This is a genomic window from Miltoncostaea oceani (assembly GCF_018141545.1).
Taxonomy (GTDB): domain Bacteria; phylum Actinomycetota; class Thermoleophilia; order Miltoncostaeales; family Miltoncostaeaceae; genus Miltoncostaea; species Miltoncostaea oceani.
This window is the reverse complement of sequence record NZ_CP064356.1, coordinates 1,781,953-1,806,651: the sequence shown is the minus strand read 5'-3', so window position 1 is coordinate 1,806,651 and position 24,699 is coordinate 1,781,953. Positions and strand designations below refer to the sequence as shown.

Sequence of the window (24,699 nt, the reverse complement as noted above, 5' to 3'; positions counted from 1 at the left end):
GCCCGGTCAGGCGGGGCGCACCACGTGGGTGACGGTGCGCCACGGAGCCGCCGACAGGGCGTCCCGCAGGTCGGCGTCCGACGCGTAGCGCCGGTCGGGGATCTCCCGCACCCGCACGGGGAGCTCGACGTGGTCGCCGGTGAAGGGCCACGGGTCGATGGTGTGGTCGCCGGCGTCCCCGTCCGGCCGGATCCGCAGCGTCACGCCGGGGTCGCCCGCCGCCCGCGGCACCTGCGGCAATGCGCCGTCGCGGCCCGAGGGGCCGGCCCGCCACGTGAGGTGCAGGCTGAGGGCGTCCCACGTCTGCAGCAGCCGGTAGGCGGCCCACTCCCACCCCGCGTCCGCGGCGTCGGTGATCCGGGCGCGCAGCTCCGCCTGCAGCGCGTCCTGGTCGGCGAGGAACCGCTGCACCACGGGGGGGCGGTCGGCCCGCCGGGTGACGGGCCCCGGGTCGAGGCCGCCGCGGCCCTCGTAGAGGCCGGCGCCGTGCAGGCTGACCAGCAGGCCGCACCGGTCCCCCACCTCCCGCGCCCGGCGGATGCCCTCGCGGTAGAGGGCGACGTGCGTCGCCCGGTCGATGTGGGGGAAGTCGACGGGGGCGCCGTCGTCGACCGTCGGCGCCCGCTCCCAGTCGCGCCACCCCTCGTCGTGCAGCGCGGCGGCGTCGCGGAGCGGCGCGAACGGCTCCGGGCGGGCGAAGGCGGCGTTGCCCCAGGCGTCGGCCATGGCCGCGCACTGGTCCTGGTGGTCGACCTGGCGGACCATCACCAGGCGGCCGTCGCGGGGCGAGACGATCACCCCGCGAGCGTATCCCTCAGCGCACCGACCACTCCTCGACCAGGTCGCCGAGGTCGCGGTCGAGGAACCCCTGGCCGGAGTTCAGCACCATCGCGTCGGCGCCGGTGTCCCAGGGGCGCCGCGCCGCGATCGGGCGGCACAGGTACAGCTCGTCGGCGGCCCGGGTGACGGCGACGTAGAAGAGGCGTTCCTCCTCGTCGAGGTTGCCCTCGCTCACCGCCCACCCCGAGGGGAACGACCCCGGCTCGACCTGCAGCACGAACACCACCGGCCACTCGAGGCCCTTCGCCTGGTGGACGCTGGACAGGGCCACCCGCCGGGCGGGTCCGGAGACGTCCTCGTCGGCCTCGAGGCGCTCCGCGAGCTGGAGGTCGCCGAGGAACCGGTCGAGGCCGGGGGCGCGGGCGGCGAGCTCGGCGAGCCGGGCGAGGTCGCCCTCGCGGTCCCGCCAGTTGGGGTAGGTCCGCTGCAGGTGGTCGCGGTACCAGTCGGCGCGGGCGACGTGCAGCACGATCTCGTCGGGACGCGTGGTGGCGGCGACGGCGGCGATGGTCTCCGCGAACCGCCGCAGGCCGGACCCCGCCGCGCCGGCCGGACGCAGCGCCGCGGCGGCGGCGAGGGGGTCGGGCTCCGCGCCGATCCGCTCCCACACCTTCGCGGCGGTGGCCGCGCCGACGCGGTCGAAGAGGCGCAGCGCCCGGTGCCACGCGAGCTCGTCGCGGGGGTTGTGGCGCAGGCGGCAGAACGCCATGGCGTCCTTGACGTGGGCGCTCTCCACGAACCGGGCGCCGGAGAACAGCTCGAACTCCACCCCCGCCTGGGCGAGGGCGAGCTGAAGGTCGACGGAGTGGTGGTGGGCGCGGTAGAGGACGGCGATGTCGCCGGGGGCGCGGCCCTCGGTGATGCAGTCGGCGATGCGCTGCACCACGAACCGCGCCTCGTCCTGGACGGTCGCGAGGTGCGCGATGACGGGCGCGTCGCCCGACGCGGGCCGCCGGGCCCGCAGGCGCTTGCCGAAGGGGTTGCCGGCGGGCAGCGTCGCCTGGGCGAGGGCGACGACCTCCGGCGTGGAGCGGTAGTTGGTCTGCAGCGGGAACACCCGCGTGCCGGCGGCGTCGGCGAAGCGGGTGACGACCCCGGGGTCGGCGCCCCGCCACGAGTAGATCGACTGGTCGGGGTCGGCCACCGCGATCAGGTTCGCCCCCTCGGCGGCGAGCGACTCGACGATCCGCGCCTGGACGGGGTTCACGTCGTGGAGCTCGTCGACGAGGACCCACCGGTGGGTGGCGGCGAGGCGGGCGCGCACCCGCGGCTGCTCGTCGAGGAGACGGGCGACGAGGACGAGCAGGTCGGCGTAGTCGAGGGCGGCCATCGCCGCCTTGCGCTCCGCGTACCCCGCGGCGATGGCCTCGATGATCGCGACCCGGTCACCGAGGCGGGGGTTGGCCGCGAGGACGACCTCCCCCACCCCCCGCCCGCTCTCCGCGGCGAGCGACGCCCAGCCGACGATGGCCTGGGGCTTCGGCAGCGCCGGCCGCTCCGTCATGCCGGCGAGGATCGCGTCGCGCGCCATCGCGGCGACCTCCGCCTGGTCCTCGGCGTCGAGGATCGAGAAGGACGACGGCACGCCGACCACCGGCCCGTACCGGCGGAGGATCCGCCGGCACACCGAGTGGAAGGTGCCGGCGGTCATGCGCGACAGGTCGGCGCCCGCGAGGCGCTCGGCGCGGTCGGTCATCTCCCGGGCGGCGCGCCGGGTGAACGTGACGAGGAGGATCTCCTCGGGTGGGACGCCCGTCTCGATGAGGTGGGCGACGGTGGCGACGATGGTGCGGGTCTTGCCCGATCCGGCCGACGCCAGCACGAGGGCGCGGCCGCGGGCGCCCTCGACCGCGGCGAGCTGCTCCTCGTCGAGCATCGCCCGGAGCCGCTCGGAGGCCCCCCGCCCGGCCCCGTCGGGTGGCCGCAGGCGGTAGACGCGGCGGCGCGACGGCTCGGCCGCGAGGGGGTCGCGGGGGGAGCGGGCGTCGCGGACCGCCTTCTGCGCCTCGATGTGGGGCGCGGTCGGCGGAGCCGTCTGCCAGCGGGGGTAGCCGGGGGCCGTGGACATGGGCGCGGGAGGCTAACCGGGACCTCGGACGTCCCGGCTCCGTACTCTTCCGGGGACCCGGACGGACGATCACCAGGAGGCAACAGATGGCAGCGAGAGGCAACGCGGAGTGGAAGGGCGACCTGAAGGGCGGCAGTGGGACGTTCCAGGCCGGCGACAGCGGCATCGCCGGGGAGTTCTCGTTCCACACCCGGTTCGAGGACGGTCCCGGGGCGAACCCCGAGCAGCTGATCGGCGCGGCGCTCGCGTCGTGCTTCTCGATGGCGATCTCCAACGCGCTCTCGCAGCAGGGGAACGTGCCGGAGTCGGTCCGCACCGAGGCGGTCGTCTCGATCGGCAAGATCGACGACGCCACCTCGATCACGAAGATCGACCTGAAGACCGTCGGCAAGGTGCCGGGGATCGACCAGGCGACGTTCGAGAAGTTCGCCGAGGACACGAAGACCGGCTGCATCGTCAGCCGCGCCCTCGCCGGCGTGCCGGAGTTCACGGTGAAGGCGACGCTCGAGGGCTGAGCCTCCCCCTCCATCCCGGGCCGGGTCCCCCCGGTCCGGGGTGGGTGCGCCAATTGGCGCTCACGCCGTGCGCCAATTGGCGCATCCTGGCCCCGGCGAGACCTCCACCCAGGGGGTCCCCGACGGCTCATCGACGGCCCGCCGCCGTCCCTCTCCGCCGGGTGTCGATCGACGCTCGCGTGGTGCGCCAATTGGCGCATAGCCCGGAACCCGCCTGGCGAACGGGATCTCGCGGGGCGGCCGAATGGACCTCGCGCCGTGGTCCGATCGGACCCGACCCCGGACGGGGGGCCGGAGCGGGCCCGCCCCCCTCAGGGGAGGAGCGAGACGAGCCGCGCCGGGGCGATGATCCGGTACGAGTCCGTCACGAGCTCCGCGATGTCGACCCAGTCGACGTCCGGGAGGTCGAGGGCGCACGCGACCCAGCCGTGACGTCCGATGTAGGCCGGGACCCACCGGTGGTCCGGGTCGGCGGCGACCATCGCCTCGGCGCCCCCGGGCCCCGCCTTCACGCAGAGGGAGACCCGGCCGTCGCCGTGGTGGTCGTCCATGAACCAGGCGACGGTGCGGCCGCGGACGACGTACCGGACGTGCCGGCCCGCCTCCTCGGCCGTGACCCCGGGCAGCGCGGCGCAGATCGCATCGATGCGATCACGCGGCGCCCGAGGCCTCACCGCGCGCGCAGCTCCCGCTCCAGGCGCAGCAGGCCGATCAGCGTCTTCGCGTCCTCCACCCGGTCGATGAGGGTGCCGAGGTCGTCGAGGGGCCACGTGACGACCTCGATCATCTCGTCCTCGTCGGCGCTGACGCCGTCGACGGGGCTGAGGTCGGTCGCGATGAAGCAGTGGATGAACTCGGTGAGGATCGCCGGCGCCGTGAAGAAGCCCCCGACGTCGCGCCAGACGGCGGCCTCCCGGCCGACCTCCTCCGCGAGTTCCCGCTTCGCGCACTCCAGCGGCTCCTCACCGGGGTGGTCGAGCTTCCCCGCCGGCAGCTCCAGGGTGAACCGCTCCACCGCCTCCCGCGGCTGGCGCACCAGCAGGACGTGGTCGCCCTCGACGGGGACCATCACGACCGCCCCCGGGTGGTCCATCACCTCGCGGGTGACGACGGTGCCGTCGGGACGCCGGTAGTCGGACGACCGCAGGTTCACGATCACCCCGTCGTGGATCCGCTCCGTGCGGATCGGCGGGCCCAGCTCCTCCCCGCCGCTCACTCCCCGTCCCGCGCCGCGTCGATCAGGCCGAGGGTGACGTCGAGCATCGCCTCGAGGCTCGCGATCGCGATGCTCTCGTCGGGGGTGTGGACGTCGACCATCCCGTTGCAGAGGTTCACGGCGGGGAACCCGTTGCGGATGAAGGCGTTCACGTCGGAGCCGCCCCCGCTCGCCACGAGGCGCCCCGGCAGGCCGAGGCCGCGCAGCACCCCGAGCGCCAACGCCACCTGGGGGTCGGACTCGCCGAGCCGGTAGGCGGTGAACTCCTTCTCCACGTGCGTCTCGAGGTCGACCTCGCACTCGCTCGCCGCCCACGTGAGGGCGTCGAGCATCGCCGTCAACTGCACCGTGAGGGCGCGCTCGTCCCGGCTGCGGGCCTCGGCGGTGACGGTGCAGCGCTCCGCGATCACGTTCGTCGCCGTCCCCCCCGCGACCGTCCCGACGTTCGCGGTCGTCTCCGGGTCGATGCGCCCCAGCGGCATCCGCGCGATCGCCTTCGCGGCGGCGACGACGGCGCTCCGCCCGCTCTCGGGCGTGATGCCGGCGTGGGCGCTGCGGCCGACGAAGGTCGCGGTGAGGCGGTGGAGCGTCGGCGCCGACACCACCACGTCGCCGACGGGGCCGGTGTGGTCGTAGACGAACCCGAAGCGGGCCTGGAGCGGCGCCGGGTCGAAGACGTGCGCCCCCCGCAGGCCGATCTCCTCACAGGGGGTGAACACCAGCTCGACCCCCGCGTGGGGACGCCCCTCCGCGACGACGCGGCGCATCGCCTCGATGATCACCGCGACCGCCGACTTGTCGTCGCCACCCAGGATCGCGTCGTGGCGGTTCGAGAGGACCCCGTCGACGGCCTGCACCTCGATCGGCCCCGTCACCGGGACGGTGTCGAGGTGGGCGGCGAACATGATCGGGGTGCCGGCAGCCGTCGCCGGGAACCGGCCGACGATGTTGCCGCAGCCGGCGGGCAGCGTCGTCGCGGCGTCGTCCTCGTGCAGCTCCGCCCCGAGGGACCGGAGCTCCGCCCGCACCACCTCGGCCACGGCGCCCTCCTGCCGCGACGGCGACGGGATCTCGCAGAGGCGCGCCATCAGGCGCGCCACGGGCGGCAGGGCCTCGCGCTCCTCCGGGCTCACCCGCCGAGCGGGGCGCGCTCGCGCGCGGCGTCCGGGCGCACGCGGGCGCGCTCGGCGGCGGCGCCCACGAACTCGCGGAACAGCGGCTGCGGCCGGGTGGGCCGGCTCTTGAACTCGGGGTGGAACTGGGAGGCGCAGAACCACGGGTGGTCGGGCAGCTCGACCACCTCGACGAGGCGCCCGTTCGGCGACCGGCCGCTCATGACGAGGCCGGCGCGCTCGATCTCGTCGCGCATCGAGGGGTTCACCTCGTAGCGGTGGCGGTGGCGCTCGTAGATGACGGCCTGGTCGCCGTACGCGGCCCGCGCGCGGGTGCCCTCGGCGAGGTGCACGGGGTCGGCGCCGAGCCGCATCGTGCCGCCGCGCTCCTCGATCGCCCGCTGCTCGGGGAGCAGGTCGATGACCGGGTAGGGCGTCTCCGGGTCGAACTCGCTCGAGTTGGCGCCGTCCATCGCGCACACGTGGCGGGCGTACTCGATGACCGCGATCTGCATCCCGAGGCAGATGCCGAGGAACGGCACCCGGCCCTCCCGCGCGAACCGCGTCGCCGTGATCTTGCCCTCGATGCCGCGGCCGCCGAAGCCGCCCGGCACGAGGATGCCGTCGGCCTGCAGCAGCAGGGCCTCCAGGTCGGGCGCCTCGGCGTCGACCCAGTCGATCTCCAGCTCGATGCCATGGTGGATCGCGGCGTGCTTCAACGCCTCCGCGACCGACAGGTAGGCGTCGTGCAGCTGGACGTACTTGCCGACGAGGGCGATGCGGACCTTGCCCTCGCACGCGTGGATGCGCTCGACCAGGGCGCGCCAGTCCGTGAGGTCCGGCGGGGGGGCGGGACGGCCGAGCCGCTGGCAGACGACCCGGGCGAAGCCCTCGGCCTCCAGGTTGAGCGGCACCTCGTAGATGTCGCCCGCGTCCACCGCGGAGATGACGGCCTGCGTCGGGATGCCGCCGTAGAGGGCGATCTTCTGGCGGATGTCGTCCGTGATCGGCCGGTTCGACCGGAGCACCAGGACGTCGGGCTCGATGCCGATGCGCCGCAGCTCGTTGACGGAGTGCTGCGTCGTCTTGCTCTTCAGCTCGCCGGAGGCGTCGAGGTACGGGACCAGGGTGACGTGGACGAAGCAGACGTGCTCGCGGCCGACGTCGTTGCGGAACTGCCGGATCGCCTCGAGGAACGGCAGCGACTCGATGTCGCCGACGGTGCCGCCGATCTCGATGATCACGACCTCGGCGTTGCTCGACGCCGCCGCCTGGCGGATGCGGGCCTTGATCTCGTCGGTGACGTGCGGGATCACCTGGATCGTCGCGCCGAGGAAGTCGCCGCGGCGCTCCTTCTTGATGACCTGGTCGTAGACGGCGCCGGTCGTGACGTTCGAGATGCGCGACAGCATCTCGTCGGTGAACCGCTCGTAGTGGCCGAGGTCGAGGTCGGTCTCGGCGCCGTCCTCGGTGACGAAGACCTCGCCGTGCTGGAACGGGCTCATCGTGCCCGGATCCACGTTCAGGTAGGGGTCGCACTTCTGGAGCGACACCCGCACCCCGCGGGCCTTCAGCAGCGTCCCGAGCGACGCGGCGGAGATCCCCTTGCCGAGTCCGGAGACCACTCCCCCGGTCACGAACACGTACTTCACCGGCGTCTCGACCACGTGGTCCTCCCGTCGCCCTGCGGACGGACCACACCTTAGCGCCCCCGGCGGAGGGCATGGCGCCGGGCACTGACGACCCGTCAGTACCCGGCGCCGATCCCGGGCGCTACGACACCTCGGCGGTGATACGGCGCCCCAGCCCGTCCGGGATGACCTCGGCGAAGAGGTCCTCGAGGGCGGCGGGGTGCCGCGCGGCCCCGTACGACGCCGACATGCCGCCATCGACGACGAGCGTCGTCCCGCTCACGTAGCTCGATGCGTCCGACGCCAGGAACAGGAGCGGCCCGACGAGCTCCTCGGGATCGCCGAGCCGGCCGGTCGGCTGCTGGTCCATGATCGACTGCAGGAACGGCGGCATGCCGAGGAACGGCTCGGTCATCTCGCTGGGGAACCATCCCGGGGCGATCGCGTTGACGCGGACGCCGCGGTCGGCCCAGCTCACCGCCAGGGTGCGGGTCAGGTTGATGACGCCCGCCTTCGACGCCTGGTAGGCGGGTGGGTAGTTCTGCTGCCCGCCCGTCCCGAGCACGGACGACACGTTGATGATGGACCCGCCCCTCCCGTCGGCCAGCATCCGGGACCCTGCGGCGCGGCAGCAGTACCAGACGCCGACCAGGTTGACCCTGATGGTGTTCTCGAAGAGTTCGTGCGGCAGGCGCTCGGGCGTCGGGCCGCCGTCGCCGACCGTGCCGGCGTTGTTGACCATGACGTCCACCCGTCCGAACCGGGCCGTCGCCTCGTCCAGCAGCCCCTCCACCTGCTCGTGCTCGGCGACATCGCACCCGACCGCGAGCGCCGCGCCGCCGTCCTCGGCGATGGCGTCCGCCACCTCCCGCAGGCGGTCGACGCGACGCGCCGCCAGGACCACGTTGGCCCCGCGCGCGGCGAGCGCCCGTGCGAACACCACGCCCAGGCCCGACGACGCCCCCGTCACCACCGCCGTGCGTCCGCGCACACCGAAGATGTCCTCCGGCTCCATGATCCCTCCCTCCGTGTCGAGCGGGCCCGGCGGGCCCGTCGGCTGCCACGCTATGCCGACGGCTCGGCGGGGCGCCACCGCGGGGTCGCAGAGCGAGACCGCACGGTCGTCCCGTGAGGGGAACCGGTCCCGTCAGGCCCGGCGGGCGAGCAGCTCCTCGGCGTGGCGGCGGGCGCCCGCGTCCCCGGGCGCGGCGCCCAGCATGCGGCACAGCTCCGCCACCAGCTCGTCGCCCTCGACCGGCTCGATCCGGGTGGTGGCGCGGCCGTCGCCGTCGAGGCCCTTCACGAGGCGGTAGTGGGCGTCGGCCATCGCGGCGACCTGCGGCAGGTGGGTGATGACGATCACCTGACGGCCCTCCGCGAAGGACCGCAGGCGCGACGCGACGGCGGTGGCGGTGACGCCCCCGATGCCGGCGTCGACCTCGTCGAGCACCCAGGCGGCGGCGTCGCCGGCGGCGGCGATGCCGTGCAGGGCGAGCAGCACGCGCGACAGCTCGCCACCGGACGCGGTGGCGGCGAGCGGGGCCTCCGGCAGGCCGGGGTTCGCGCGCAGCCAGATCACGCAGGAGTCGGCGGGCGGGTCGGCGTCGTCCTCGATCAGCTCCACGCGCAGCTCGGCGCGGGGCATGGCGAGGTCGGCGAGCTGCTCCCGGACGGCGTCGGCGAGCCGGGGGGCGGCCTCCGCGCGCGCCTCCCGCAGCGCGATGGCGACGCCGATCGCCTCGTCGAGCACCGCCTCGCGCTCCTGGGCGAGCTCCATCACCTCCCCCGCCCCCTCGTCCAGCCCCCGCAGGGCCTCCCGGGCGGCGTCCGCCGCGGCGAGCACCGCGTCGGTGCCGGGCCCGTACCGCCGGTCGAGGCGCGAGTAGGCCTCGAGGCGGTCCTCCACCTGCGCCAGGCGCCCCGGCTCGGCGTCGATGTCCTGGAGGTAGGCGCGCAGCGCCATCCCCGCCTCCTGCAGCGACGCGTGGGCGGTGAGCAGGTCGCCGTGCGGCGCCTCCAGGGCGGGGTCGACGGCGATCATCGCGGCGAGCGCCGCGACGGCCCCGCCGACGTCCTCGACGGCGCCGCCCTCGCCGTCGCTCGGCGACAGCGCCTCGGCCGCCGCCGACGCCGCGGCGGCGAGCGACTCCGCGTGCATCAGGCGCTCCCGCTCGGCGCGCAGCGCGTCCTCCTCCGCCGGGTCGGGCGCGACCTCGTCGACGGCGGCGACCAGCTCCTCCAGGTCGGCGCGCTCGCGCTCGGCGCTCTCGCGCCGGGCGCGGGCGGCGGCGAGGGCCCGGTCGAGGGCGACCAGGCGGCGGCGCAACCCGCCGAGGCGCTCGGCCCCCGCCACGGCCTCCGGGCCCGTGAACGCGTCGAGCACCGCCAGCTGGCTGGCGGGGCTGACGAGGCGGCGGTGCTCGTGCTGGGCGGAGAAGCGCACCAGGGCCCGGGCGAGCGCGGCGACGGCCTCGCGGGGCGCGGCCTGGCCGTCGATGAGGGCGCGGGCGCGTCCCTCCGCCGGCACCCGGCGGGCGATGACGACCTCGTCCTCGTCCTCCGCCAGCTCGCGGAGCGTCCGCGCCGGGTCGTCCTCGTCGAGGCGGTCCCAGAACCCGGGCGGCAGCGCCAGGGTCGCCTGCACCAGGGCGTGCCGGGCCCCGGGCCGCACCGCCCCCGGGTCGGCGGGGGCGCCTGCCAGCAGCCCCAGGGCCTGCGCCAGCACGGTCTTGCCGGCGCCGGTCTCGCCCGTGATCGCCGTCAGCCCGGGCGGTGGCGTGAGCTCCGCCCGCTCGATGACGACCAGGTCGCGGACCTCGAGGGCGCGGATCATGGCCGGCCGAACTTCTCCCGGTAGCGCCGGAAGAAGGACGCCTCGGGGAACGTCGCGAGGTGGACCTCCGAGCCGCCGAGCCCGATCGTGATCGAGCGCCCCGGCCGCAGCACGCCGATGCGCTGGCCGTCGGCCTGCACGTCGACGTCGCCGACGAGCGCGCTGTTGGTCACGGTCAGGGTCTCCTCGGCGCCGATCACGAGGGGGCGGCTGTCGAGGTGGTGCAGGGCGATGAACGAGAGCACGAAGCACCGCACCCGCCACGAGACGGTCGGTCCGCCGGCGGCGAGGTTGTAGGCGGTCGAGCCGACCGGGGTGCTGAGGATGACGCCGTCGCAGCGGACGGTGGCGACCAGCTCGCCGTCGACGGCGTAGGTGAGGTCGGCGATGCGGGAGTCGCCGCCGCGGAAGAGCGCGAGGTCGTTCACGGCCTCCACCTCGCCCTCGGCCCACTCGGCGCGCAGCGACGGCAGCCCGAGGACCACGTACTCCCCGGCGATCGCCCGGCGCAGGTCCCGCTCGAGGGTCTCGCGCTCGATCGAGGCGAGGAACCCGACGCGGCCGAAGTTGACGCCGATCACGGGGGCGCCGGACCCCGCCTCGCGGGCGAGGGCCCGCAGGATGCTGCCGTCGCCGCCGAGCACGAGGATCAGGTCCTCGCCGCCGGGGCGCATCTTCATGCCGTCGCCCGACGAGTACGGGGCGAGCGAGCGGTGCTTCACCACCTCGCCGGCGGGGACCAGCACCTGCACGCCGGCGTCCTGGAGGATCGACAGCACGGCGGGCAGCGACGAGGCCGTCACCTCGGGTTCGCGGTGGGTGAGCAGCAGCACCCGCTCCACCGGCCGGGCCTGCTCGAACGAGATCGGCACGTCGCTGCCGAGCGGTCCGCCGGGCGTCACTCCGGCGCCCCGGCGTCGGCGCAGTGCACGAAGACCTCGCGGTTGCCCTTCGGCCCCGGCAGCCCCGCGTCGGTCGTCCCGATCACTCGTCCCCCCCGCTCCTGGATCACGTCGATGACGCCGCGGACCGCGTCCTGCCGGGCCGCCTCGTCGCGCACCACCCCGCCCGAGCCGACCCTGTCCCGGCCGACCTCGAACTGGGGCTTCACCATCACCATGGCACGCCAGCCGGGCGCCATGCAGGCCACCACCGCGCCCCAGACCGTGCCGATCGAGATGAAGGAGAGGTCACACGTGACCAGATCGGGCGCGTACGGCAGGTCGCCGGGCGACAGGTGGCGGGCGTTGACGCGCTCCATCACGTGGACGCGGGGGTCCTGGCGCAGGCCCCAGTCGAGCTGCCCGTACCCGACGTCGAGGGCGATCACCGACGCCGCGCCGCGCCGCAGGAGGCAGTCGGTGAACCCGCCCGTGGACGCCCCGAGGTCGAGGGCCGCGGCGCCCGCGACGTCGACCGCCAGGGCGTCGAGCGCCACCGCGAGCTTGACGCCGCCCCGCGACACGTACTCGTCGGTCGCCTTCACGGTGAGGTCGGCGTCGTCGGCGACGGCGGTGCCCGGCTTGTCGACGGGGCGCCCCCCGACGCTGACCCGGCCGGCCATCACCGCGGCCTGGGCACGCGAGCGCGTCGGGAACAGTCCCCGCGCGACGAGCGCGACGTCGAGACGGGAGCGGGGCACCGGACGGATGATAGCCCGGCCCTCGGCCGGGCCCCCCGTCAGCTCTCGGCCACCAGCATGCGCGACGGCGCGCCGAGGGCGCGGACGGCGCGCGCGGCGACCTGGGTGGCGGTGAGGCCGACCTCGTCGAGGAGGACCTCCCGCTTGCCGTGGTCGATGAACCGGTCGGGGATCCCGAGGCGCAGCACCCGCACCGGCGCGTCGTCGAGGGTCTCGAGCACCGCGGTGCCGAAGCCCGCGAGCGTCGCGTGGTCCTCGATCGTCACGAGCAGCTCGTGGCGCTCGGCGAGCTGGCGCATCAGCGTCGCGTCGATCGGCTTGCAGAAGCGGGCGTTCACGACGGTCGGGCGGACGCCGATCGCGTCGGCGAGCAGGTCGGCCGCCTCGACGGCGAGCGTGGCGCCGAACCCGTAGCCGACGAGGGCGACGCGCTCGCCGCTCTCGAGCACGACCCCGCGGCCCACCTCGACCGGCTCGGGGCGCTCCGGCAGGGCGACGCCGGTGCCGGCGCCGCGCGGGTAGCGCAGGGCGACGGGGCCGTCGAGCCGGAGGGCGGTGTGGAGCATGTCGACCAGCTCGCGCTCGTCCATCGGCGCCATCACCGTCATGCCGGGGATCGCGCGGAGGTACGCCAGGTCGAAGACGCCGTGGTGGGTCGGGCCGTCGTCGCCGACGAGGCCGCCGCGGTCGATGGCGAACACGACCGGCAGGCCCTGGATGGCGGCGTCGTGGACGATCGGGTCGAACGCCCGCTGCAGGAACGTCGAGTAGATCGCGCAGACCGGCTTGTAGCCCGCGATCGCGAGGCCGCAGGCGAAGACGACGGCGTGCTGCTCGGCGATGCCGACGTCGTAGGTCCGCTCCGGGAAGCGTTTCATCATGTGCTGCATCCCGGTGCCCTTGAGCATCGCGGCGGTGATGCCGACGACGCGCGGGTCGCGCTCCGCCTCGGCGACGAGGGCGTGGCCGAAGACCTCGGTGTAGTTCGGCGGACCCGGCGCCTTCTTGCCGGCGGCCTTGCCGCTCTCGATGACGAAGGGCGTCGCGCCGTGCATCGCCTCGCCGTCGGCCTCGGCGGGCGCGTAGCCCCGGCCCTTGACCGTCTTGACGTGCAGGACGACGGGGCGGTTCATCTCCAGCGTGGTGCGCAGCGCGCGGCGGACGCCCTCGATGTCGTGGCCGTCGATCGGGCCGATGTACGCGAAGCCGAGCGCCTCGAACAACGCCCCCGGGACGAACCACAGCGCCTTGGTGGCGTCGCGGATGTGCCCGCCGATCTCGGTCGCGCCGGGCAGGCGGGCGAGGCCGCGCTCGAGCTCCTCGCGGACCCGGGTGAGCGTCGGGTCGACGCGAGCGCGCTGGAAGAGCCTGGAGAGCGCGCCGACGTTCTCCGAGATGCTCATGCCGTTGTCGTTCAGGATCACCGTGATCGGCGACCCGAGCGCGCCGGCCTGGTTGAGGCCCTCGTACGCCATTCCGCCCGTGAGGGCGCCGTCGCCGATCACGCAGACGGCGCGGCTGCCCTGGCGGGCGTGGCGCTCGGCCTCCGCGAGGCCCGTGGCGTAGCTGATCGACGTGCTCGCGTGCCCGGCGCCCATGACGTCGTGCTCGCTCTCCTCGCGGCGGAGGAAGCCGCTGATGCCCCCGTGCTGGCGGAGGGTGCCGAAGCCCCCGAGGCGGCCGGTGAGGAGCTTGTGGCCGTAGGCCTGGTGGCCGACATCCCACACGATGCGGTCGCGCGGGGACTCGAGCTCCGCGTGGAGCGCGATCGTCAGTTCCACGGTGCCGAGGCTCGCGCCCAGGTGGCCGCCGGTCTGGGAGACGGTGTCGATGATCGCCTCGCGCATCTCGGCGGCGAGGGCCTCGCGGTCCGCGTCGCTCATGGCCCGGATGTCGTTCGGGGCCGTCAGTCCGGAGATGAGCGGGAAGCGCGTCGGGGTGTCGGGCATCCGATGGATATTAGTGCACCTCCCCCGCGCGACGTCACCCCCGGTGCGCCGGGGGACTATCGTCAGGGGGGCCCATGCCCGGACTCGTCCTCTACGACAACCCGCGTTCGTCGAACGCGCTGAAGGTCCGCTTCCTGCTCGCCGAGCTCGGGATGCCCCACGAGCGCCGCACCGTGGACCTCGCCCGGCCGCGCCCCGAGGGCTACATCGCCCTCAACCCCGTCGGGGGGATACCGACGCTCGACGACGACGGCTTCGTCCTGAGCGAGTCCCACGCGATCCTGCGGTACCTGGCGGCGCGGGCGGGGCGCGACGACCTCCTCCCCGCCGACCCGTTCGAGCGGGCCCGGGTCGACGAGTTCCTCGACCGGTTCCACACCGGGATCCGGGCGGCGTTCTTCCGCCACGAGGTCCCGGCCCTCGGCTACTCCCGCGACCGCGGGGGCTTCGACGCCGTGCCGCGCGACCCGGAGGCCGCGGCCGTCGCGGCCCGGTCGATCGCGCCGACCCTGGCGCTGCTCGACGACCTCGTCGGGCCCACCGCGACGGTCCTCGGCCGCTTCACCATCGCCGACTGCGCGATCGCGCCGGTGCTGCACCGGACCCTTCACACGGGGCTCGACCTCTCCCCCTTCCCCACCCTCACCGCGCTGCGCGAGGCGCTCACCACGCGGCCGTCGTTCCTCGCCGCCGACCCGGTGGGCTGAGCGGGCGGCACCCGCCCGCGGCGCGATCCGAGACGGGACGCGGCGCGAGTGGACGGCCGGGACGGCGGGTGCTCCACTGACCCATGGGCCCGGGGGACACGCCGATCGCCGCGCGGGTCGCGGAGCGAGGGCCGGGGACGGGGACCCGGTGATCGCCGCCTGGGTCGCGCTCGGCCTGATCGCCGCGTTCCTCGCGCTGAACGCGTGGGCGGACGCGGGCGACGCGATCGCGGGGGACACCGCCACGGACGACGACGAGATCCCGCTCGCCGACACCCCCGCGACACGCCTCGTGATCATCGCCGTCGGCCTGGTCCTGGGCGCGTCCGCCCTCGGCCTCCAGGCCGTCCTGGAGGCCGGGTCGCCCGACCCCGGGTCCCGCGCCGGATGCGTCGAGGTCCCCCGGCCCGTGACGCCGCCGGCCGACCCCGCGACGGCGGAGGCCCTGGCCGCCCTCCGGAGCCGTATCGCATGCCCCTGACCGGTCAGCCGTCGTAGGGCGCGGCCTCCCGGGCGGCGCGCAGGGCCCGCGCCCACCAGCCGAGGCGCCCCAGCATCCGGTCGACGGAGTCCGCGAGGCGGCCGTCGTCGTCGGCGGGGACGCCCCCGTCACGGAACGCCCGCGCCGCGAACGGGACCAGGACCGCGTCCCGGAGCGAGGCCATGTGCAGCTCCGCCACCACCTGCCGCAACTGCTCCACCGCGCGGATCCCCCCTGACACCCCGCCGTAGCCGACGAACGCGACGGGCTTCGCCCGCCACTCGGGGCCGACGCTGTCGAGCGCGTCCTTCAGGGAGCCCGGGTACCCGTGGTTGTACTCGGGGGTGACGATCACGACGCCGTCCGCGGCGGCGATGCGGGCCGCGAAGGGGCGCACCGCCTCCGGGTACTCGCCGCGCGAGGGGTGCCCGGCCGGCAGGCGCGCGGGGAGGGGGACGTGGGCGAGGTCGATGACCTCCAGCAGCAGGTCGTCGCGCGTCCCGGCGAGCCCGATGAACCACCCCGCCACGGCCGGGCCGATCCTGCCCTCCCGCGTGCTCGCCACGATCACGGCGATCCGCGGCGGGGTGCTCACGCCAGCATCACCACGCGCAGGGCGGCGTCCGGGGAGTCGGGGTCCCCGACCGCGTGGATGCCCACCAGGTACGGCAGGTCGTGCCGGAGCTGCATGATGTCGCCGTCCTCCAGCACCCCGCCGGTGAGGACGTAGGTGCCGAGCTCCTTCAGGAGCTGCACCGCGCCCGCGACGAACGCCGTCGGCACGTTGACCATCGACACCTCGGGGTGCCCGGCGTAGAGCGTCAGGCCGAGCGTCTCCAGCTCGGCGCCGCGCATCGCGGGGCCCTGGGTGAGCCACGGCCGCTCCGCGAGGATCGGCATCTCGGGGCGGTCGTCGCCGCTGCCGGTGCCCTGCAGCTCCGCGTGACCGGCCGCGGACGGGTCGCTCGGCGGCAGGACCATCACCTGCACGCGCGGGTCGAGGAGGTCGTCGGCGCGGGCCACGTCAGCCGTCCCGCAGGGTCCGGGGGACCCGCTCGGTGATCTCGGTGCCGAGGGCGAGCGCCTCGCCGGCGAGCGCGCGCAGCTCCTCGGGGTCCGCGTCGCCCTCGCGGATGCGGGCGGCGACCTCCTCCAGGCGCTCCGCGGCGGCGCGCAGGGCGGCCGCCTCGTCCACGCCGGTCACGACGCGACCTCGTGCTCGTCGGCCGCGATCCGGCCGAGGATGCCGTTCACGAGGCCGGGGGCCTCGGTCTGGCAGTAGCGCTTGGCGAGGTCGACCGCCTCGTTGATCGAGACCGCCGTCGGGATGTCGGGCCAGTCGAGGATCTCGTGCACCGCGACCCGCAGGATGTTGCGCTCCAGCGGGGCGAGGCGGTCGGCGGTCCACCCCTCGGCCGCCGCGGTGATGAGCTCGTCGAGCCCCGTCGGGTCGGCGGCGACGCCCTCCATCAGCCCGCGCGCGAACGGGTCGACGGGGGTGCCGTCGCGTTCGGCGTTGCGCTCCAGCTCCTCGAGTCCGATCCCGGTGACGTCGTGCTGGTACAGCAGGAAGACCGCCTGGCGGCGGGCCGCGCGGCGGCCCCCCTCCTTGGCCTGTGCGGCCATCAGGACGCCCGGGCGGCCTGCTGGAGCGTCGGCAGGTGGGCCTCCCGGTCGGTCAGGTACGACGTCGTGTAGCGCCCCTCCACGAACGGCGCGTCGTGCGCGATGTCCACGAGGAGCGGCAGCGTCGTCGGGATCCCGGTGATCGAGGTCTCGTGCAGCGCGCGGCGGAGCCGGGCGATCGCCTTCGGGCGGTCCGACGCCCACACGCAGAGCTTGCCGAGGAGGCTGTCGTAGTGGGGCGGGATCGCCTCGCCCGGCTCGCAGTGGGTGTCGACGCGGACGCCGGGGCCCTGCGCGATGCGGTAGTCGTCGAGGCGGCCGGCGCCCGGCCGGAAGTCGCGGGACGGGTCCTCCGCGTTGATCCGGCACTCGATCGCGTGGCCGTTGGCCTCGGCGATGCCGGTCCGGGACAGCAGGCCGCCGGCGGCGACGTGCAGCTGCTCGGCGACGAGGTCGAGGCCGGTCACGAGCTCGGTGACGGGGTGCTCCACCTGCAGGCGGGCGTTGAGCTCCAGGAAGAAGAAGTCGCCCTTCGCGTCGACCAGGAACTCGAGGGTCCCGGCGCTGCGGTAGTTCCACGCCTTCACGGCGCGGAGGGCGGCCTGCTGCATGGCGGTGCGGGTCGCGTCGGGCAGGTGCGGCGCCGGCGCCTCCTCGATCAGCTTCTGGTGGCGCCGCTGGATCGAGCACTCGCGGTCACCGCAGACGAGGGCGCCGCCGAGGCCGTCGGCCATCACCTGGATCTCGACGTGGCGGGCGCCCTCCAGCAGGCGCTCGACGTAGAGGTCGCCGTCGCTGAAGGCCGCCTCGGCCTCACGCTGGGCCACCTCGAACGCCTGGGCGAGGTCGCCCGGTCGCTCGACGCGCCGCATGCCCTTGCCGCCACCGCCGGCGGCGGCCTTCAGCAGCACCGGGTACCCGGCGCGCTCCGCCGCCTCGAGGGCCGCGGCGACGTCGCTGACGGGGCCGTCGGACCCCTCCAGCACCGGCAGGCCGGCTTCGCGGGCGGCGGCCTTCGCCTGGATCTTGTCGCCCATCCGCTCCATCACCTCGGGCGACGGCCCCACGAACGTGATCCCGGCGTCGGCGCAGGCGCGCGCGAAGTCGGCGTTCTCGGAGAGGAACCCGTACCCCGGGTGGATGGCGTCGCAGCCCGTGATCTCGGCGGCGCCGAGGACGTTCGCGATGTTGAGGTACGAGTCGCGGGCGGCGGGCGGCCCGATGCAGACGGCCTCGTCGGCCAGGTCGACCGCGAGGGTGTCGGCGTCGGCCGTCGAGTAGACGGCCACGGTCGGGATGCCGAGCTCGCGTGCGGTCCGCAGGACGCGCACGGCGATCTCGCCCCGGTTGGCGACGAGGAGCTTCACGGCTCGATGAGGAACAGGAGCTGGCCGAACTCGGCGGGCGCCGCGTCCTCGAGGGCGATGGTCCGGACGGTGCCGGCGACCTCGGTGACGATCTCGTTGAAGAGCTTCATCGCCTCGATCAGGCAGAGGGTGTCGCCGGCCTCGACGCGCGAGCCCTCCTCCACGAAGACCTCCTGGTCGGGGCCCGGGCGGCGGTAGAACGTGCCGACCATCGGGCTCGTGACCCGCACCAGGCCGTCGTCCTCCTCGGCGGCGGCGGCGCCGCCCCCACCCTCGGACGCGCCGGAACCCGGCCCGGCGGGCGCGGCGACGCTGCGGCGCACCGTCACGCGGGCGCCGGAGATCTCGACGCTGACCTCGGCCTCGTCGGAGGCCTCGACCACGTCGACCAGGGTCTCGAGCAGCTCGCGGTCGATCGCGGACTGGCCGGGCCGGCTCGCGGCCTCGGCGCCGAGCGAGCGGCGGCGGGCGACGACCGACTCGGTGCCCTCGGCGAACATCGCCCACAGCACCAGGTCCTCCTCGGAGAGCCCGGCGGGGGCCTCGTCGGAGACGGTCGCGACGTCGCGGAGCGGCGGGTCGCCGGTGTCCGCGGCGGTCGCGACCTCGATGACGGCCTCGGCGACCGGGCCGCGCAGGCGGCCGGCGCGCCCGAGGGCGACCGGCACCAGCTCCGGCTCGATCTCGGCCCAGCGGCGGCCCTCGATCACGTGCCGGGCGGCCTGCGCGAGGATGGCGGAGCCGAGCGGGTATGCGAGCGTCGCGCCGCCCACGTCGCGGGACACCGCGGCGGACTCGGTGGCGACGGCCACCAGGCTCCGCGACAGCCCGAGACGGCCGAGGCGGGAGATGAGGCCCGACTCGAGGGCCGGCGGGACGGCGACGGCGGGGCCGAACACGGCCGCCGCGGCCTGGCGCAACCGGTCGGCCGGGAGCATCGGGCCGACGACGCGGGCGGCGCGGTCGAGCGCCGACGCGTTGCAGTCGAGCGTGCGCTCACCGCCGACGAGGGCGGCGCGCAGCGTCTCGGCCGACGGGCGTGCCGACACCAGGGCGACGGGGCCGGCCGAGGCCTGCACCGACGCGGCGCCGGCGCCGACGGCGGCGGTGGCCGACAGCGGCGCGAGGCCGCCGGGGGCCTGGACCTGGACCTCGACGGGCAGGCCGGTCGCCTCCGCGACGGCGGCGACGAGGCGGCCGAGGGTGCTCGGCGCGATGTAGCCGGCGCCGTCGGAGACGCAGATCGTCCCGGCGCCGGGCAGGGCGGCGAGCGCGACGGCCTCCTGCACCCAGCGGGCGTCGTCGATGGCCGGGGACGGGCCGACGATCAGGGTCGGCACGAACTCGGCGGCGGCCTCCTCGCAGGCGCGGGCGACGGCGAGCAGGGCCTCCGGGTCGTTCAGCGGGTCGGTGGCCCGGATGCGCGAGGCGCCCGAGTCGACCGCGCACAGGACGAAGCGGCGCACCACGTCGGGCGCGAGGGGCAGGTCGCCCCACAGGTTGCGCGCGCCGACGACGACGCCGACGGGCGTCCCGCCGGCCTCGCGGAGGACGGCCCGGAGGCGGTCCCACGGGCTCTCGGAGCGCGCCTCCAGCGCGGCGCGTGCGCACCGTGCGTCGAGGGCCTCCAGCACCCGGGCGCCGACCTCCGAGAGGGCGGCGGCCGCGGCGGCCAGATCGTCGGTTCCGACCGCGGTGCCCCACGGGAACGGGGCGAGGTCGCGGAGGGTCGCGTCGACGTAGCCGACGGCACCCGAGACGTGCGTCACTTGACTCCCTTCGGCGATCCGGGACTGATGCTCACGCCCGCGCAGAGTACTCGCGGGTGCGGGTGTCGATCTTCAGCCGGTCGCCCTCGTTGACGAACAGCGGCACGTCGATCGTCGCGCCGGTCTCGACCTCCGCCGGCTTGGTGACGTTGGAGACGGTGTCGCCCTTGACGCCCGGGTCGGTACGCGTGACGGCCAGCTCGACGAACGTCGGCAGCTCCACGCGGATCGGGGCGTCGCGGACGAACAGCACCTGGACGTCGGTGTTCGGCGCCAGGAGGTCGTCGTTCTCGACCAGCTTCGACGTGACGGGGATCTGCTCGTACGTCGTGTTGTCCATCAGGTGGAGCTCGTCGCCGTCGCGGTACAGGAACTGCATCGTGCGGCTCTCGGTGGTCACCCGCTCGACCTTCTCGCCGGCGCGGAACGTCTTCTCGACCACCGCCCCGCTCGTCATGTTCTTGAGCTTGGTGCGCACGAATGCGCCGCCCTTGCCCGGCTTGACGTGCTGGAAGCTGACGACGCTCACCAGCTCGCCGTCGATGTCCAGCACGTACCCGTTCTTCAGGTCGTTCGTGGTGATCACAGCGCCCCCCTCAATCGACTCTCCTCAGCTCCTTGGGCGAGGTCGACAGCACCTCGTTCCCCCCGTCCCCCAGGACCACGAGGTCCTCGATCCGCACGCCGCCCTCACCCTCCAGGTAGACACCCGGCTCGATCGTGACGGCCATCCCGGCCCGCAGCATCTCGGACGACCCGGGACGCACACCGGGGCGCTCGTGGATGTCGAGACCCACCCCGTGCCCCAGGCCGTGCCCGAAGTGCTCACCGTACCCGGCGTCGGCGATGCTCGCGCGGGCGACGCCGTCCAGCTCGGACGCGCTGATGCCCGGACGGGCCGCCGCGAGGGACGCCTCCTGGGCCGCGAGGCAGACCGCGTGGATCTCCGCGAGGCGCGGCGGCAGGTCGCCGGTGGCGACGGTGCGGGTCATGTCGGAGCAGTAGCCGCCGACGATCGCGCCCATGTCGATGACGACGAGCGTGTCCGCGGGGATCACCTCCGACCCGGGGACGTGGTGGGGCCGCGCGCCGCGCGGCCCGGAGGCTACGATCGTCGCGAAGCTCGGCCCCTCGGCGCCCCCGTCGAGCATCGCCTCGAGCAGCGCGAAGGCGACGCGGCCCTCGGTGCGGCCGACGATGCCGCGCGCCAGCACCGTCTCGAGCGCGCGGTCGACGACGGCGGCGGCCTCGCGCATGGCGGCGACCTCGCCGGCGTCCTTGATGACGCGCAGGTCCTCGACGAGCCCGCGGGTCGGCGTGACGGGGACGTCGCCGAGCAGCTCGACCAGGCGGCCGTGGCGGGCGAGCGTCATGTCCTCCGCCTCCACCCCCACCGCGCCGCCGCCGGCCATCTCCGCCGCCCGCGCCGCGACGTCGGCGAGCAGGTCGCGCCCCCCGATCACGACCTCGGCGCCGGTCACCTGCTCCCGCGCGCTCACCGCGTACCGCGAGTCCGTCAGCAGGACCGCGCCCGAGGGGGCGACGAGGGCGATGCCGTTGGAGCCGACGTAGCCGGTCAGGTACCGCACGTTCGCGGTGCCCGTCACGAGCATCACGCCGAGGCCGCGGGCCGCGAGCTCCCCGGCGAGGCGCGCCTGGCGGGCGACCTGGGGCGCCCTCACGACAGCACCTCCGACAGGTGGTCGAGCGCCTCGCGGTAGCCGTCGGGCCCCTTGCCCCACACCGCCCGCGCGGCGATGTCGCGCACCACCGACACCCGGCGGTGCGGCTCCCGGGCCTCGACGTCGGAGAGGTGCACCTCGACGAACGGCGCGCCCATCACCTCCAGCGCGTCCCGGATCGACCAGGCGTAGTGGGTCCAGGCGCCCGGGTTCACGATGGCGCCGTCGACGATCCCCGCGAGCCCGTGGACGTGCTCGAGGAACGACCCCTCGTGATCGGTCTGGAAGCAGCCGACGGCCATCCCGCGCTCCTCCCCCCACCCGCGCACGCGGTCCTCGAGCTCGCGCAGGGTCAGGGTGCCGTAGTGGGCCGACGGGCGGCGGCCCAGTTGGCCGATGTTCGGGCCGTGCAGCAGCGCGATCCGCAGCGGGGGCAGGCTCATGCGCGCAGCTCCTCGATGGCCGCCACCACGCGGTCGTGGGACGGGTTCATGCGCAGCCGCACCTCGCCCGGCGCGCCGATCATCACCATGTTCAGCGCCCCCGCCTCGGACTTCTTGTCCCGGCCCATCGCCGCGAGGATCTCGTCGAGCCGCACCTCGCGGTCGAGGCGGGTCGGCAGGCAGTGGCGCTCCAGGAGGGCCGCCGTGCGGGTCCGCCACGACGGGTCGAGCCCGGCGTCCTGCTCGGACAGGCGCAGGGCCGCGAGGAGGCCGAGGGAGATCGCCTCGCCGTGGTGGTAGCGGTCGTAGCCGGCGGCGGCCTCGATGCCGTGGCCGATCGTGTGCCCGAGGTTGAGCGACGCGCGCATCCCGGTCTCGCGCTCGTCGGCGGCGACCACGGCGAGCTTGTGGTCGACGCAGCGGCGGATCAGCGCGGCGAGGGCGTCGCGGGCGCCGGGCAGCTCCGGCCACTGCTCGACGACGTCGAACAGCGCGGGCGAGTCGAGCAGGCCGTACTTCACGATCTCGGCGAAGCCGCAGGCGAGCTGGCGGGGCGGCAGGGTCGCGAGCGTGGTGGTGTCCATCACGACCATCTCGGGCTGCCAGATCGCCCCGACGTAGTTCTTGCCCTCCGGCAGGTCGACGCCGGTCTTGCCCCCCACGGCGGAGTCGACCATCGCCAGCAGCGTCGTCGGAACGTGCACGAGGCGCACGCCGCGCTGGTAGCTGGCGGCGACGAAGCCCGCGAGGTCGCCGACGACCCCGCCCCCGAGCGCGACGACGGCGTCGGCGCGGCGCAGGCCCGCCTCCGCGCCGAGGCGGCAGAGGCGCTCCACCTGGGAGAGGGTCTTCGAGCCCTCGCCGGGCGGGACGCTGGCGGTGATGACGCGGATCCCGGCGTCCTGCAGCGCCGCCCGGGCGCGGCGCGCCAGCTCGGGGACGTTGCCGTCGCTGACGAGGAGCGCCGCGCCGCCGGGGCGCGCGTCGCGCCACAGGTCGCCGAGCCGGTCGACGAGGCCGGGCCCGAGGTGCAGCGGGTAGCGGGTCGCGCCGATCTCGGCCCACAGGGTGGGCGCGGGGACCGTTGCGTTCATCGCGGCGTCTCGGCCGCCGCGGCGGCCTCGCGCCCGCCGGCCCATGCGGCGACGCGCCCGGCGACCACGTCCGCGGGGGCGTCGGCGTCGACCTCGAGGGCGGCGGCGGCCCGGTAGCCGGCCTCACGCGCCCGGGCGCGGCGCTCGAAGCGTCCACGGTCGGCCGCCAGCGGGCGGTCGGAGCCCTCGACCCGCGCCCAGGCGACGTCGATGCTCGCCTTCAGCCACACCACGTCGGCGGTCCGCGACACGAGGCCGCGGGTGCGGTCGCTCTCCAGGGCGCCCCCGCCGAGGGCGAGCACGCCGTGCGGCTCCCGCGCGAGGATCTCGCGGATCACGGTCTCCTCGGTGCGGCGGAACCACACCTCGCCGCGGCGGGAGAAGATCTCGGGGATCGGCATCCCGGCGTGGGCCTCGATCTCACGGTCGGCGTCGACGAACACGCGGCCGAGGCGCGTCGCGACGCGCCGTCCCACCGAGGTCTTGCCGGCGCCCATGTAGCCGGTGATCACGAGCCAGCGGGACACCCGCGCCTACCCGGAGATCTCGACCCGGTAGCGCTCGACGGCCGCGTCGAGGGCGGCGATCGAGTCGCCCCCGAACTTCTCGAGGAGCGCCTGGGCCAGCACGAACGCGACGGCGGCCTCGGCGACCACGGCGGCCGCCGGCACGGCGCAGATGTCCGACCGCTCCTTGAAGGCCTTCGTGGCCTCCTTCGTCGCGACGTCGACCGACGCGAGCGGACGGGTCAGGGTGCTGATCGGCTTCATGACGGCGCGGATCACGACGGGGGCGCCGTGCGTCATGCCGCCCTCGATGCCGCCCGACCGGTTCGTGCGGCGGAAGAAGCCGCGCTCCGGGTCGTGGTAGATCTCGTCGTGGGCCTCGCTGCCGGGGATCGTCCCCAGCTCGAAGCCGGCGCCGATCTCGACGCCCTTGATCGCCTGGATGCCCATGATCGCCTGGGCGAAGCGGCCGTCGAGGCGGGCGTCGCCGCTGACGTGCGAGCCGAGGCCGGGGAGGGCGTCGAACGCCCACACCTCGAAGATGCCGCCGAGGGTGTTGTGGTCCTGGCCGGCGGCCTTGATCGCGGCCTTCATGCGCTCCGACGCCTCGGGGTCGAGGCAGCGGACGGGGCTCGCGTCGACGCCCTCGAAGTCGTCGACCGCGAGGTCGTCGCGCAGCGGGACCGACTCGGGGCCGATGCGCACGACGTGGCTGCGGATCTGCGTGCCGTAGCGGCGCAGGAGGGCCTTCGCCACGCCGCCGGCGGCGACGCGGGCGGCGGTCTCCCGGGCGCTCGCGCGCTCCAGGATCGGCCGCAGGTCGTCGGTGCCGTACTTGAGCATCCCCGCGAGGTCGGCGTGCCCCGGCCGGGGCAGCGTGATCGGGGGGACCTCGTCGTGCGGCTCCCAGATCGCCATCCGGTCCTGCGACCACTTCGGGAAGTCGAGGTTGGTGATCTCGAGCGTCAGGGGGCTGCCGATCGTGCGGCCGTGCCGCAGGCCGGTCTTCACCTGGACGCGGTCGGTCTCGATCTTCATCCGGCCGCCCCGGCCGTAGCCGAGCTGGCGGCGGGCCAGGTCGTCGTCGATGTCCTCGGGGACGAGCGGCAGGCCGGCGGGCAGCCCCTCGACCATCGCGAAGAGCGCGGGGCCGTGGGACTCCCCGGCTGTGCGGTAGGTCAGTGGCACGGGTCGGAGAGTCTAGAGAAGTCGGCCGCC

At 75.2% G+C, this 24,699-nt stretch carries 26 protein-coding genes; 3 read left to right on the top strand and 23 right to left on the bottom strand.

What is annotated here, in order from left to right; translation table 11 throughout:
• Nucleotides 1-6: 6 nt before the first annotated feature.
• A complete protein-coding gene (locus IU369_RS09215) occupies nucleotides 7-798 on the bottom strand; it encodes a DUF3891 family protein (protein WP_217924277.1) in 792 nt (263 codons plus the stop codon).
• Nucleotides 799-814: 16 nt separating this feature from the next.
• Complete coding sequence (locus IU369_RS09210; protein ID WP_217924276.1) at nucleotides 815-2,908, bottom strand: ATP-dependent helicase; 2,094 nt, start codon at nucleotides 2,906-2,908, stop codon at nucleotides 815-817.
• An 86-nt stretch (nucleotides 2,909-2,994) separates the two neighbouring features.
• Here IU369_RS09210 and IU369_RS09205 point away from each other — a divergent pair, with 86 nt between their 5' ends.
• Complete coding sequence (locus IU369_RS09205) at nucleotides 2,995-3,423, top strand: OsmC family peroxiredoxin (RefSeq protein WP_217924275.1); 429 nt, start codon at nucleotides 2,995-2,997, stop codon at nucleotides 3,421-3,423.
• Nucleotides 3,424-3,734: 311 nt separating this feature from the next.
• On the opposite strand, the gene IU369_RS09200 is transcribed toward IU369_RS09205, so the two are convergent.
• The 9 genes from IU369_RS09200 to dxs all read right to left on the bottom strand — a co-directional run bounded on the left by IU369_RS09200 (nucleotide 3,735) and on the right by dxs (nucleotide 13,806).
• Nucleotides 3,735-4,097, bottom strand: coding sequence for an MmcQ/YjbR family DNA-binding protein (locus IU369_RS09200; protein WP_217924274.1), 363 nt, complete (start codon nucleotides 4,095-4,097; stop codon nucleotides 3,735-3,737).
• Nucleotides 4,094-4,639, bottom strand: a complete 546-nt coding sequence (locus IU369_RS09195) for an NUDIX hydrolase (protein ID WP_217924273.1) — start codon at nucleotides 4,637-4,639, stop codon at nucleotides 4,094-4,096. The genes IU369_RS09200 and IU369_RS09195 overlap by 4 nt, the downstream gene beginning before the upstream one ends.
• Entirely contained in the window at nucleotides 4,636-5,772 is a 1,137-nt protein-coding gene (locus IU369_RS09190; protein ID WP_217924272.1) for a M20/M25/M40 family metallo-hydrolase, read from the bottom strand. The genes IU369_RS09195 and IU369_RS09190 overlap by 4 nt, the downstream gene beginning before the upstream one ends.
• Nucleotides 5,769-7,418: a CTP synthase gene (gene pyrG, locus IU369_RS09185; protein ID WP_246551400.1), complete on the bottom strand. Its 1,650-nt coding sequence runs from the start codon at nucleotides 7,416-7,418 to the stop codon at nucleotides 5,769-5,771. The genes IU369_RS09190 and pyrG overlap by 4 nt, the downstream gene beginning before the upstream one ends.
• Before the next feature lie 106 nt (nucleotides 7,419-7,524).
• The gene (locus tag IU369_RS09180) at nucleotides 7,525-8,397 is read right to left on the bottom strand and encodes an SDR family NAD(P)-dependent oxidoreductase (RefSeq protein WP_217924270.1); all 873 of its coding nucleotides are present in this window, start codon (nucleotides 8,395-8,397) and stop codon (nucleotides 7,525-7,527) included.
• A gap of 132 nt (nucleotides 8,398-8,529) precedes the next feature.
• On the bottom strand, nucleotides 8,530-10,215 hold the full coding sequence (locus IU369_RS09175) for a DNA repair protein RecN (protein ID WP_217924269.1): 1,686 nt from the start codon (nucleotides 10,213-10,215) through the stop codon (nucleotides 8,530-8,532).
• Nucleotides 10,212-11,117: an NAD(+)/NADH kinase gene (locus IU369_RS09170; RefSeq protein ID WP_217924268.1), complete on the bottom strand. Its 906-nt coding sequence runs from the start codon at nucleotides 11,115-11,117 to the stop codon at nucleotides 10,212-10,214. Before IU369_RS09170 ends, IU369_RS09175 begins: the two co-directional genes overlap by 4 nt.
• Entirely contained in the window at nucleotides 11,114-11,857 is a 744-nt protein-coding gene (locus IU369_RS09165) for a TlyA family RNA methyltransferase (RefSeq protein WP_246551398.1), read from the bottom strand. Before IU369_RS09165 ends, IU369_RS09170 begins: the two co-directional genes overlap by 4 nt.
• A gap of 38 nt (nucleotides 11,858-11,895) precedes the next feature.
• Nucleotides 11,896-13,806 (bottom strand): 1-deoxy-D-xylulose-5-phosphate synthase, encoded by a 1,911-nt coding sequence (dxs, locus tag IU369_RS09160; RefSeq protein ID WP_217924267.1) that lies wholly within the window; start codon nucleotides 13,804-13,806, stop codon nucleotides 11,896-11,898.
• 74 nt (nucleotides 13,807-13,880) lie between these two features.
• Here dxs and IU369_RS09155 point away from each other — a divergent pair, with 74 nt between their 5' ends.
• Entirely contained in the window at nucleotides 13,881-14,513 is a 633-nt protein-coding gene (locus tag IU369_RS09155; protein ID WP_217924266.1) for a glutathione S-transferase family protein, read from the top strand.
• 148 nt (nucleotides 14,514-14,661) lie between these two features.
• Nucleotides 14,662-14,994, top strand: a complete 333-nt coding sequence (locus IU369_RS09150; protein WP_217924265.1) for a hypothetical protein — start codon at nucleotides 14,662-14,664, stop codon at nucleotides 14,992-14,994.
• A gap of 4 nt (nucleotides 14,995-14,998) precedes the next feature.
• Here the strand turns inward: IU369_RS09150 and IU369_RS09145 are convergent, their stop codons facing one another.
• From IU369_RS09145 to aroC, 12 genes are read right to left on the bottom strand one after another with little or no spacing between them, the layout of a single operon-like run.
• Complete coding sequence (locus IU369_RS09145) at nucleotides 14,999-15,589, bottom strand: NADPH-dependent FMN reductase (RefSeq protein WP_281426221.1); 591 nt, start codon at nucleotides 15,587-15,589, stop codon at nucleotides 14,999-15,001.
• Nucleotides 15,586-16,017, bottom strand: a complete 432-nt coding sequence (locus tag IU369_RS09140) for a hypothetical protein (protein WP_217924264.1) — start codon at nucleotides 16,015-16,017, stop codon at nucleotides 15,586-15,588. The genes IU369_RS09145 and IU369_RS09140 overlap by 4 nt, the downstream gene beginning before the upstream one ends.
• 1 nt (nucleotide 16,018) lies before the next feature.
• Nucleotides 16,019-16,198 (bottom strand): hypothetical protein, encoded by a 180-nt coding sequence (locus IU369_RS09135; RefSeq protein ID WP_217924263.1) that lies wholly within the window; start codon nucleotides 16,196-16,198, stop codon nucleotides 16,019-16,021.
• Complete coding sequence (gene nusB / locus IU369_RS09130) at nucleotides 16,195-16,620, bottom strand: transcription antitermination factor NusB (RefSeq protein ID WP_217924262.1); 426 nt, start codon at nucleotides 16,618-16,620, stop codon at nucleotides 16,195-16,197. The genes IU369_RS09135 and nusB overlap by 4 nt, the downstream gene beginning before the upstream one ends.
• A complete protein-coding gene (locus IU369_RS09125; RefSeq protein WP_217924261.1) occupies nucleotides 16,620-17,987 on the bottom strand; it encodes an acetyl-CoA carboxylase biotin carboxylase subunit in 1,368 nt (455 codons plus the stop codon). Before IU369_RS09125 ends, nusB begins: the two co-directional genes overlap by 1 nt.
• Nucleotides 17,984-19,756 carry a biotin/lipoyl-containing protein gene (locus IU369_RS09120; RefSeq protein ID WP_217924260.1) on the bottom strand — a complete coding sequence of 591 codons (1,773 nt, stop codon included), beginning with the start codon at nucleotides 19,754-19,756 and terminating at the stop codon, nucleotides 17,984-17,986. The genes IU369_RS09125 and IU369_RS09120 overlap by 4 nt, the downstream gene beginning before the upstream one ends.
• A gap of 31 nt (nucleotides 19,757-19,787) precedes the next feature.
• Nucleotides 19,788-20,342 (bottom strand): elongation factor P, encoded by a 555-nt coding sequence (gene efp, locus IU369_RS09115; protein ID WP_217924259.1) that lies wholly within the window; start codon nucleotides 20,340-20,342, stop codon nucleotides 19,788-19,790.
• Nucleotides 20,343-20,352: 10 nt separating this feature from the next.
• On the bottom strand, nucleotides 20,353-21,438 hold the full coding sequence (locus IU369_RS09110) for a M24 family metallopeptidase (protein WP_217924258.1): 1,086 nt from the start codon (nucleotides 21,436-21,438) through the stop codon (nucleotides 20,353-20,355).
• Entirely contained in the window at nucleotides 21,435-21,881 is a 447-nt protein-coding gene (locus tag IU369_RS09105; RefSeq protein ID WP_217924257.1) for a type II 3-dehydroquinate dehydratase, read from the bottom strand. The genes IU369_RS09110 and IU369_RS09105 overlap by 4 nt, the downstream gene beginning before the upstream one ends.
• Entirely contained in the window at nucleotides 21,878-22,975 is a 1,098-nt protein-coding gene (gene aroB / locus IU369_RS09100) for a 3-dehydroquinate synthase (RefSeq protein WP_217924256.1), read from the bottom strand. The genes IU369_RS09105 and aroB overlap by 4 nt, the downstream gene beginning before the upstream one ends.
• A complete protein-coding gene (locus IU369_RS09095; RefSeq protein ID WP_217924255.1) occupies nucleotides 22,972-23,502 on the bottom strand; it encodes a shikimate kinase in 531 nt (176 codons plus the stop codon). Before IU369_RS09095 ends, aroB begins: the two co-directional genes overlap by 4 nt.
• A 6-nt stretch (nucleotides 23,503-23,508) precedes the next feature.
• Nucleotides 23,509-24,669, bottom strand: coding sequence for a chorismate synthase (gene aroC, locus IU369_RS09090; RefSeq protein ID WP_246551396.1), 1,161 nt, complete (start codon nucleotides 24,667-24,669; stop codon nucleotides 23,509-23,511).
• Between the last annotated feature and the right edge of the window lie 30 nt (nucleotides 24,670-24,699).

Excerpts from the sequence above, each read along its gene's own strand:
- IU369_RS09210 (WP_217924276.1), bottom strand. The coding sequence starts at position 2,908 with ATGTCCACGGCCCCCGGCTACCCCCGCTGGCAGACGGCTCCGCCGACC.
- IU369_RS09205 (WP_217924275.1), top strand. The coding sequence starts at position 2,995 with ATGGCAGCGAGAGGCAACGCGGAGTGGAAGGGCGACCTGAAGGGCGGC.
- IU369_RS09180 (WP_217924270.1), bottom strand. The coding sequence starts at position 8,397 with ATGGAGCCGGAGGACATCTTCGGTGTGCGCGGACGCACGGCGGTGGTG.
- IU369_RS09175 (WP_217924269.1), bottom strand. The coding sequence starts at position 10,215 with ATGATCCGCGCCCTCGAGGTCCGCGACCTGGTCGTCATCGAGCGGGCG.
- dxs (WP_217924267.1), bottom strand. The coding sequence starts at position 13,806 with ATGCCCGACACCCCGACGCGCTTCCCGCTCATCTCCGGACTGACGGCC.
- IU369_RS09155 (WP_217924266.1), top strand. The coding sequence starts at position 13,881 with ATGCCCGGACTCGTCCTCTACGACAACCCGCGTTCGTCGAACGCGCTG.
- nusB (WP_217924262.1), bottom strand. The coding sequence starts at position 16,620 with ATGGCCGCACAGGCCAAGGAGGGGGGCCGCCGCGCGGCCCGCCGCCAG.
- IU369_RS09105 (WP_217924257.1), bottom strand. The coding sequence starts at position 21,881 with ATGAGCCTGCCCCCGCTGCGGATCGCGCTGCTGCACGGCCCGAACATC.
- aroB (WP_217924256.1), bottom strand. The coding sequence starts at position 22,975 with ATGAACGCAACGGTCCCCGCGCCCACCCTGTGGGCCGAGATCGGCGCG.